The 9,794-nt window shown below is 29.5% G+C and carries 9 protein-coding genes and 2 rRNA genes; 1 reads left to right on the forward strand and 10 read right to left on the reverse strand.

Translation table 4 applies throughout. The annotated features are described in order from the left end of the window. Nucleotide 1: 1 nt before the first annotated feature. The 6 genes from T347_RS0103515 to T347_RS0103540 form a co-directional block, all read right to left on the reverse strand. Nucleotides 2–1,132, reverse strand: coding sequence for a phosphatase PAP2 family protein (locus tag T347_RS0103515; RefSeq protein WP_031543349.1), 1,131 nt, complete (start codon nt 1,130–1,132; stop codon nt 2–4). Between the two features lie 65 nt (nt 1,133–1,197). Then, nucleotides 1,198–4,257: a spermidine/putrescine ABC transporter permease/substrate-binding protein gene (potCD, locus tag T347_RS0103520; RefSeq protein ID WP_031543351.1), complete on the reverse strand. Its 3,060-nt coding sequence runs from the start codon at nt 4,255–4,257 to the stop codon at nt 1,198–1,200. Next, the gene (gene potB, locus T347_RS0103525) at nt 4,221–5,222 is read right to left on the reverse strand and encodes a spermidine/putrescine ABC transporter permease (protein WP_031543353.1); all 1,002 of its coding nucleotides are present in this window, start codon (nt 5,220–5,222) and stop codon (nt 4,221–4,223) included. Before potB ends, potCD begins: the two co-directional genes overlap by 37 nt. 11 nt (nt 5,223–5,233) lie before the next feature. Beyond that, a complete protein-coding gene (gene potA, locus T347_RS0103530) occupies nt 5,234–6,292 on the reverse strand; it encodes a spermidine/putrescine ABC transporter ATP-binding protein (protein ID WP_031543355.1) in 1,059 nt (352 codons plus the stop codon). An 82-nt stretch (nt 6,293–6,374) separates the two neighbouring features. Then, nucleotides 6,375–6,506, reverse strand: coding sequence for a hypothetical protein (locus tag T347_RS03950; RefSeq protein WP_281170971.1), 132 nt, complete (start codon nt 6,504–6,506; stop codon nt 6,375–6,377). A 102-nt stretch (nt 6,507–6,608) separates the two neighbouring features. After that, nucleotides 6,609–7,442 (reverse strand): Cof-type HAD-IIB family hydrolase, encoded by an 834-nt coding sequence (locus T347_RS0103540; RefSeq protein WP_031543357.1) that lies wholly within the window; start codon nt 7,440–7,442, stop codon nt 6,609–6,611. A 71-nt stretch (nt 7,443–7,513) separates the two neighbouring features. On the opposite strand from T347_RS0103540, the gene T347_RS0103545 reads away from it, so the two are divergent. Continuing rightward, the gene (locus T347_RS0103545; protein ID WP_031543359.1) at nt 7,514–7,870 is read left to right on the forward strand and encodes a hypothetical protein; all 357 of its coding nucleotides are present in this window, start codon (nt 7,514–7,516) and stop codon (nt 7,868–7,870) included. A gap of 22 nt (nt 7,871–7,892) precedes the next feature. Here the strand turns inward: T347_RS0103545 and trxA are convergent, their stop codons facing one another. The 4 genes from trxA to T347_RS0103565 all read right to left on the reverse strand — a co-directional run. Further along, the gene (trxA, locus tag T347_RS0103550; protein WP_031543361.1) at nt 7,893–8,204 is read right to left on the reverse strand and encodes a thioredoxin; all 312 of its coding nucleotides are present in this window, start codon (nt 8,202–8,204) and stop codon (nt 7,893–7,895) included. Nucleotides 8,205–8,259: 55 nt separating this feature from the next. Continuing rightward, complete coding sequence (locus tag T347_RS0103555) at nt 8,260–9,090, reverse strand: Cof-type HAD-IIB family hydrolase (protein ID WP_031543362.1); 831 nt, start codon at nt 9,088–9,090, stop codon at nt 8,260–8,262. A 92-nt stretch (nt 9,091–9,182) separates the two neighbouring features. Further along, nucleotides 9,183–9,290, reverse strand: a 5S ribosomal RNA gene (gene rrf, locus T347_RS0103560). Between the two features lie 86 nt (nt 9,291–9,376). Continuing rightward, nucleotides 9,377–9,794 (reverse strand): 23S ribosomal RNA (locus T347_RS0103565); the annotation flags it as partial.

The raw sequence follows: 9,794 nt of genomic DNA on the forward strand, positions 1-9,794 counted from the left end.
TTTATTTTAGCACTTTAACCAAATTTTTATTATTCCTACTTTGAATTCTAACAATTACTGAATTAACCGAAATATACGAAATAAATACACAAGCTAGTGATCACATAAATGAAAATGCAGTATCACTTAAAAAGTGTGATCCGTTAATCAAAAATGATAACACCATTAAAATAACGTGAGTTAATCCTAAATATAACATTGAAATTTTAAAAACATCATTTTTATCAATTTTTGATGATTTATTCATTTTGGGTTTTATAAAATAAACCATAGACATTACTGTACATGATGATGACATAACATGACCTGATGGAAATGCTGAACCAGTTACCATTTTTGGTCCAAATTCTACATTAGACATATTAATGAATAATCCATTAAATTCTCATCACTCAGCATATTCTTTTGTAGTTAACACCGGCGTATCCTCTGGTCTAACACCAAATTTTTCATAAATAAACTCTAGTCTAAAATCGTGAGTTTCTTTTAAGCTTGTATAAAAAGGTCTTGCAGACATTGATTTTAATAATACAACAGCAATATAAGCCATTATAAAGAAGGTAAAAATATTAATTGCGTTTTTCCAATATGTTCCTTCTACAAAAGATTTTTTCTTAGATAGTTTAAATCTTATTAAAATTGTTAATGTAGTGAAAATAACTGTTTGAATTGTATAAATTATAATTAAAATAATGTTTGCTTCTTCTTTAGTAACCATTCTATTAAATTCTAATTGAACTCCACTTCCAAAGTCTTTAAGAGTATCCATTACTCCAAATCATCTTGATACTAACGCAAAAATAAATATAGCTATTAGCACTAAATATACAAATATCAAAAGAGATTGTGATTGCCATTCTTTTTTATTTTTACTTTTTAAATTTTTATAAACATATTCATTAATAACCATTCCTGAAACTAGTAATGGGATAACTACTTCAGTACATCCAATTTCATGTCATGCAAAACCAAAATATCTAAAAAAATCTATTTTTAATGCATTTTGAAAAATTTGCATAATTTCCAAATCAAAGAAAGATGAAATTATAAAAAGAGAAGCAAAAACCACAACCAATATAAAAAATGGATAAATTATTAATTTTGAAAATTTTTGATCGGATTTTAATTGCATGATACCCCTTAACATAAATCTAATTTTATCACTTATGGTCAAATAAAAAAGCCCTAAGGCTTTTATTAGTTTTTACCAGCAATAATACTATTATATTTATCAATTAAATATTCATCAGTTTTTCCATTGTATTGAAAACCTAATTGTTTATCTTTTAATTTGTCATAGTACTCTGTATCCATAACGATTGGGTTATAAAGATTTGCATAATTTTCATATGTTCCATCAACCGCAACCATTTCTTCCATTGCTGAAACTAGTGGAGAAGCAATACCAACTTCTTCAGTTAATTTTAAAGCATTGTCATAAATGTGGTTTAAGAATTTATATGATAAATCTAAATTTGATGTGTTTTTAGAAATAACAAGGTTATCAGAGAAAACATTTGTTCCTTCACCATCTAAATTAGGTCTACCAAATAAGAATAAACCGTCATTCAGACCAGCTCTTGATAAAGAATCTTCTTCACTTTCTTCTTCAACTTCGCCTCTAAAGATAGTATTTGCATAAGCTGCATCACCGTTGTACATAACAGCGAAGTCAAATAATCCTTGACCAGCTTTAGTAATAATTTCATCACCATTTAAAGCAACATTTTTTCTCATTACCAATTCTTCGACATCTTTTAACACGGCATCAACTTGTTCATTTGTTTTTAAATTAACAGATTGAAAATTCTTTTGAGCAGCCATTGAAAAAATATTTTTTGGATCAGAGTTAAGCGCCATATTTTTTCCATCTCGAGCTGCTTGTCAAATAATATCTCAAGATAATTCACTATTATTTAAAGATAACAGTTCAGTTTCAGGATCTTCTACTAGAAGACCTTTTTGATTAAGATAATCAATATTTGATTGAGTTGGATTAACAACAATTGTTAAATCTCCTCAGAAATAAGGAATTGCATATTCAAGTATTGAATTATTACCTTTATCATTTTTAATTCCATCTGGTACTTTGATTTCTTTTTCATATTCTGTTAAGAACTCATTAGCATTTTGAGAAATTTCTGATTCTTTCATAACATCTATCAATGATTGATCAACTTCTTTGCCTTGCATTTCTTCTTCATCTTTTCGATCTTGATTTACACCATCAAAATAAAGATTTAGTTTTGAATAATCCAATCTCATCAATTGACCTTCAGATGCTAATTTTTGTACCATGTAATCACTTGGTACCATTACATCATAGTTAAATGTAACTAATTTGTTGTATAGAGTTTCGTTTGAATCATATTCTTGGTAATTGATTTTTACATCATATTTCTTTTCAAAATCAGAAATTACACTAGGATCAATATATTCTCCTCAGTTAGCAACCACTAAATCATAAATGTTGTTCATTACATAAGCAACAGTTAATCCTGAAAATGCCCCCAAACCAACGATTGTTACTAAGAAAACTTTTCAAGTTCTTGCAACGAAACCTTTCATATGAGTAGTTTCTTCAGGATTACTTGGGAATAGTTTTTCTCTGACTTCGTTTACTTTGTTTTCAACTTTAATAATGTACTCTGACTTATTACGAATTTTAATTTCATAAACATAATTCATTTTCCCGATTTGATTATTACGTTTAATAATCAAATTTTGTTTTTCTAAAATTGTTTTAGCTTTTTGAATTTTTTTATCAAGAGATTTTGTAATCGATACACGTGGATAAACTAATTCTTGCAATGATAAATATTGATCATTTAATGAATCAATCATATCTAAATTTTTAGTACGTGTTTCTTTCAAGGCTTCAACAACCATTCTTAGTTTATAATGGTTTTTTCCTTCTTCAACTTCAATTTTTCAGTCTTCTAACTCTTTGATTTTTTTATTATATCAAGAAATTGTTTTTTTAGTTGGTTCAACTTCGGCTGCTAATTCATTTTGTAAATCTTCAATTTGACCAGCAATTTTTTTAGCTTTTTTAGCTGCAAGTTGATCACGATCATTCATTCATTCAATTTCTTCATTTAAGAAGTCAATTTTTTCTTGTAGTTTTTCAATTTGAATAGAAATCTTAGCTGCTTTTTTAACATCATTTGTTGATGCTAATTGTTTATTTAATAAAATTAATTTTTTGTCAGATTTTTTTAAACGAGAATGGTAACGTTTTTCTTTACTAATTTCTGAACGTAATTTATATTGTTTTCATTCTAATTTAGCAATACGTTTATCGTAATTTACAGATTTAGCATAACGTAATTTTATTTTGACTAAAAAATATTTTAATCACAAAGAAAGTTTTAAAGCATATTGACGTTTTGTTTTTGTTTGAATATCTTTATATAGAGAGTCTAGTTCTCTATTTAGTCGTGCCATGGTTTTAGCTTTATAACTTCCTTCTTTGATTTTTTGTGCTGATTCAATTTTAGTTTGTTTATAAATTGAAAATGCATTTCAAATAATAACCGCTAAAGCAATCACACCAACTAAAATTGTTCCAAAAGCAAAAATATAAGGTTTAATTTTCTTAGCTGTATAAATGAAAGTTGAAACGTTAGTTTGTCCTCCACCTGTAAAATAAGAAATAATAAAATCATCGAAACTCATCGCAAAAGCAATCGCTGTTGCAGTAATAATTGATGGTTTTAAAATTGGTAAAATAATTTTAAAAATTACTTGTGTATTTTTAGCACCTAAATCATAAGCTGCTTCAATAATTGATTGGTCAACTTTTCTCAAACGAGGCATTACGTTAATTAAAACATAAGGAACGTTAAATGAGACGTGAGCTAAGATTAAAGAAACAAGTCCAAATTTCATTCCGACCATTAAGAAAACGATCATCAATGAAACTGCTGTAACAACATCAGCATTGATCAAAGGAATATTAGCCACTCCAAATCACTTGCGTTGTGTTACTTTTTTACTACGACTTAATCCAATTGCTGCCATTGTTCCAATCACCACAGATAACGCTGTTGAAATTACAGCAACAAATAAAGAAGTGATAATTGATTTAATAAATGGTGAATTATTAAAAAACTCTGTATATCATTCTCCAGATCAACCAGTTCATGAAACTGTTGTAGAACCCGAGTTAAATGAAAATAATACCATCACCATTAAAGGGACATAAATTAATGCTAAGATTATTGCGAAGTAGCTACCCTTGAAGAATTTTTTCATTTTTTCTTGCTTCCTTTCATTTCAAATTTATTACTAATAACTCTGATAATAACCATTAGAGCAAATACCATTGCTGCTAAAACAACAGAAATAGCTGCTCCAAATCCGAAGTTATTACCTTTAAAGAAGTATGATTCAATTACAGCAGAAATTAAGTTAACCTTACCATCTCCCATGTATTTAACAATGATTAAAGATGTTGCTGCTTGAACGATCACTAATGAAAATCCTGTTAAAACACCAGGAATCGATGAACGAACTGTAATTGTTCAAAATGTTTTAAATTTAGAAGCTCCTAAATCTTGAGCTGCTTCTTCTAAATCAATACGACGTGATTCTAAAGAATCATAAATCGGTGTAATTGCAAAAGGAATAAACATATAAACCATTCCGATAATAATTGCAATTGGAGTTCCCATAACAGTTGGACTTAATAAGTAAAATAGTGATTGTAATCCTAAAGTTCTTAATAACATTGAAATTCAAATCGGCATTGTTATCAAAACTCACATATTACGTGCTAAAATTTTTGATCGCATTTGAGCCATCATTAAAGCAATTGGATAACCAAAAATTACACATAAAATAGATGCTAATAAAGCATATCCAATTGATAGACCCAATGATCCCATGATGTTTGCATCTGTAAACATCTTTCAAAAATTTTCAATTGTAATAGCAAACTGTTGAACACCATCAACGGGCTCAACAAATGCAAAAATAATAATCATTAATAGGGGTAGAATAACAAGTAATCCCATCACAGCAAAAAATGGTGCAAGTATCGGTCATACTTTCCCTTTTGTAAAGTTGAATAGTTTTGTACGTGAAAGCGCTTTATTTACTTCTGAAATTTTCATTTTCAATTTTGCTCTTCTTTGAACTGAAATTTGTTCATCGATCTGTTGTTCTAACTCTTCTTGATTAAATTTCTCTTCAAAGATTTTATTTTCTTCTTTTTTCATACAACCTCCTACTATTCGTCGATTTCTTTTCACATAACATGAATAGCTTCAGAGTCTCATTTTAATGCGACTTCATCACCGATTGTATAATTATTAATTGTTTGAACTGTTCAACTACGTCCTTTTTTAGTTTCAACTTTTAAATCTCAATGAACACCTTTAAATACTGCATTTGTGATTACTCCATTAAAATATCCTGTATTAATTTTTTTGATTTGAATGTCTTCTGGTCTAATTACAATATCAATACTTGTTTCATCAACACCAAAGTTAGTATCTAAACATGGTAAGGTTTTACCATCAATTTTCACTTTGTTATCTTCTAAGAAAATTCCATCAGTAACAATGTTTGAGCTCCCAACAAATTGTGCTACTCAACGGTTTTCTGGTGTATTATAAATTTCTTCTGGTGTTCCAATTTGTTGTACTGAACCATCATTCATAACAACAACTCGATCACTCATTGACAAAGCTTCTTCTTGATCATGAGAAACCATTATGAAAGTAATTCCGATATCTCTTTGTAGGCGTTTTAATTCCTCACGCATTTTTTTACGTAATTGTACGTCTAAAGCAGCCATTGGTTCATCTAATAATAAAACTCTAGGTTTCATTACTAAAGCACGTGCTATTGCAACACGTTGTTTTTGACCACCTGACAAATCAGTTACTTTTTTATCTTCAAATCCTTCTAAACCAACTTGACGAATTTGACGCATAACTTCACGTTCGATCATGTCTTTTTTAGTTTTTTTTGTTTTCAAACCAAAGGCAATATTCTCAAATACATTTAAATGTGGAAATAATGCATACGATTGAAAAATAGTATTAAATTGACGTTTGTTAATTGAAACTGGAGTTAAATCTTTTCCTTCAAATAACAATTGTCCTGCATTGGGTTTTTCAAATCCTCCAATGATTCTTAAAGTTGTAGTTTTACCACATCCTGATGGGCCTAATAAAGTAATAAACTCACCTTCATGGATGTTTAAGTTAATTCCTTTTAAAACAACTTTACCATCGTAATCTTTTGTAATATTACGAAGCTCTAAAATATTGTTTTTTTCCATTTTAAAATCCTTCTCTATGTTATTTTTTAAATAAAATTTTGTTGTGCATAACAAAATAGAAGTCTAATTGTCAGACTTCCTTCTACAGGGAGAGAGATTCGTTTTCTAAAGTTGTTTCAAAGTCCTGAGTACGAGAAAAACTAGCATCCAATCATTCAACGATTAGATACTGTTCTGAGTTTGATAATTCTTGTGTTTTTTTCAAAATGAACATAGTTTACCTCCGGACTCTACAATAAATTTATTTTATATTATTTTTACCATTTTGCAACTTTTCTAATAAAAATAAAAACAGCAGAAATGCTGTTTTAACAAATTATTTTTTATTCAAGATATTGTCGTATAAATATTTACCAACACCACCTGCATCACAGTAATCTGCGATGTCATTTGCAGCATCTTTAACATAATCTTTTGCATTCATCATTGCAACTCCACAACCCGCTCATTTAATTGCTTTTAAATCATTTTCACCATCTCCAAAAAAGATTACTTCTTCAGGTTTAATGTTTAATTTATTTGTTACATAAATTAAACCTTCGCGTTTATCTGTTTCTTTTGGAACTATTTCAATATTTGATTTTGAATCAGCTACATAACTAAATTCAAAAACGTTGCATCCTTTAGCTTCAACAATTTTTCTAACTTCTTTCATTTTATGCGTTTTACCAAATAACATAAATTTTGTAATAGCAGGATCTAATTTCATACCTTTTTTGTATTTGATTCTTTTAGCTTTACTTCTAAATCTCATAACGAATGAAAAAATTGTAACTGGAAATCCTCTTCTATAAGAAATGTCATCACATGTTGTATATGTAAAAACTTCAGCTTTGTGTTGTTTGGCAATATCAAATAGTTCATGCGCTTTTTCTTCAGAATATGAATTAGTATAATCAACTTCGAATTCACCATTATCTAAAAATGTGAACACTTGTCCTCCGTTTTGAGCTACAAAAGGAGTTTTTAAATCTTTAATTCCAAGTTCTTCTGCAATAGGTTCAATTGATAGCCTATTTCTTCCTGTTGCAATACAAATTTTATAGCCTTGATTAACTGCTTCTTGTAAAGCTTGTTTTGTTAAGGGGTGAATCCCTTTTCCATGACGATAAATAGTTCCATCTACATCAATCGCGATTAATTTATACATATATCTGTCCACCTTTTATTTTATTATAACATTGAAAAATGTTATTATATGATTAGTTAAAGGAGTGCTTTATGGATTTTAAAGAATTAATTAGCGGGGCTCAAACTTGCGAATTAAATATAATCAAAATTATCGAAGAAGATAAAGAATCAGATGCTGAATTTAAGGAATTAGCAACTGAGGATGTACAACATATTTCGTCATTGTTTAGAACTTTTTTAGTGGAATTAGAAAAAGCTAATACACCACTTGAAACATTATGATTCACAGCTTCAAAAATGACATATGATTACATTGATGAACAAACAATTTATGAACTTGAAGAAGATGTTGAAGATGAAACTGTTGAAGATATTAAGAGTTTTCGTTTTCAAGTATTAGAATTTTATGCTTCGTTTTTTGAAGAATTTGAAAAAATAGGAAAATAAAAATAGATCTTGCGATCTATTTTTATTTTTGAATGAATTCAGCTAAAGGTGCCGGACCCATGAAACCGATTGTTTTTCTCACAACTGTTCCGTTTTCAAACATCATCATTGTTGGCATAGACATAATTTGATATTCAACTGTTAATTCTTGAATTTTATCAACATCAACTGCTAAAAATTGTACATCTGTCATTTTTCCAGATAAATCATCAATAATTGGAGCTAACATTTTACATGGTCCACATCATTCTGCTTTAAAATCTACGAATGTTTTTCCTTTTTTAATTAATTCATCAAATTGTGCTTTTGAAGTAATTTCAATAACTCTTGACATATATTCTCCTTTATATAAGTTAATTTTCTAACAATTAACTTACTATTATTATAACCTATAAAATATTTTTATAAATATATCTAGCAACTCCATCTTCTTCATTGCTAAATTCTGTAACGTCATCAGCAGATGATTTTAACTCCTGAATCGCATTTGCCATGGCAACTCCAACTTCAACTGCTTCAAACATTGGAAAATCATTAGGTCCATCACCGAAAGCATATTTAACAACTTCCTCACCAATATTTAAATAATCACAAATATTTTTAACAGCGCTGCCTTTATTAATTCCTTTAGGACAAATTTCAATAACTCTTTCAGTGTATACTTGTACATCATTTTTTTCTGAAAAATTATCTTGAATAAACTTTAACATGCTTTTAGCTTCATCTGTTGGTGTGCCTTTTTTAAGAACGATTGTTGCATGTGAAATTTTATGTTTAATTTCTTCAAAACTATGAGCTGCAATATAGTCAGTTCCCATCATTTGTGCTCAGTATAATGACATTTTTCCTTCATTGAAAACATAAGTAGTGTCATCAGCATAAAAATGAATTTTTGCTTTGTGTTTTCCAAAAAATTCTTCAAACATAATTTTTACAGTTTCATTATTTAAATATTCATTTACAATTCATGTTTTATTTTTAAAATCATAAATTTGAGATCCGTTATTAGCAGCAGCAATACCACCGATTTTATCAATTCCTAAGCGTTTTGCTTGAGTAATAACATCAAATGTCGATCTTGCTGTTACTGGGATTAAAAATACCCCTTTTTTGTATAAATCTTTAACAACTTGTTTAGTAGCTTTTGAAAAGTAATGATTATTTCTTAAAAGTGTTGAATCCAAATCTGAAAATATTATTTGTTTACCCTTATAAGTCATAGCATCCTCCATATTATTATCAAAATTATATCACTAAATTGCTTTATTTTGGACCAATAAAAAAAAGAACCTAAAGGTTCTTTTTCTTTTAGAACTGGCAACTCGCTATCTTCTCGCAAGGCAATATTGTCGCCGTAGTAGAGCTTAACTTCTGTGTTCGGCATGGGAACAGGTGTGACCTCTACGCTATTATCACCAGATCTTAAATTGTTTTGATTGTTCTTTGAAAACTGAATACTAGATTGAAATTTAATGTTTATTTAAATGTGCGTTTGTAATAGATTTTATCTAAAATTCACTCGATCTATTAGTATTGGTAAGCTTAACGCCTCGCAGCGCTTACACACCCAACCTATCAACCATGTGGTCTACATGGGATCTTACATCTTACGAATGGGAAAATTCATCTTAAAGGAGGCTTCTCGCTTAGATGCCTTCAGCGATTATCCGTTCCACATATAGCTACCCAGCTATGCCTCTGGCGAGACAACTGGTGCACCAGGGATGCGTCCAACCCGGTCCTCTCGTACTAGGGTCAGCTCTCTTCAATTTTCCTACGCCCACAACAGATAGGGACCAAACTGTCTCACGACGTTCTGAACCCAGCTCGCGTACCGCTTTAATGGGCGAACAGCCCAACCCTTGGAACCGACTTCAGCTCCAGGATGCGATGAGCCGACATCGAGGTGCCAAACCTCCCCGTC

Source organism: Mesoplasma photuris ATCC 49581, from assembly GCF_000702725.1.
Taxonomy (GTDB): domain Bacteria; phylum Bacillota_I; class Bacilli_A; order Mycoplasmatales; family Mycoplasmataceae; genus Tullyiplasma; species Tullyiplasma photuris.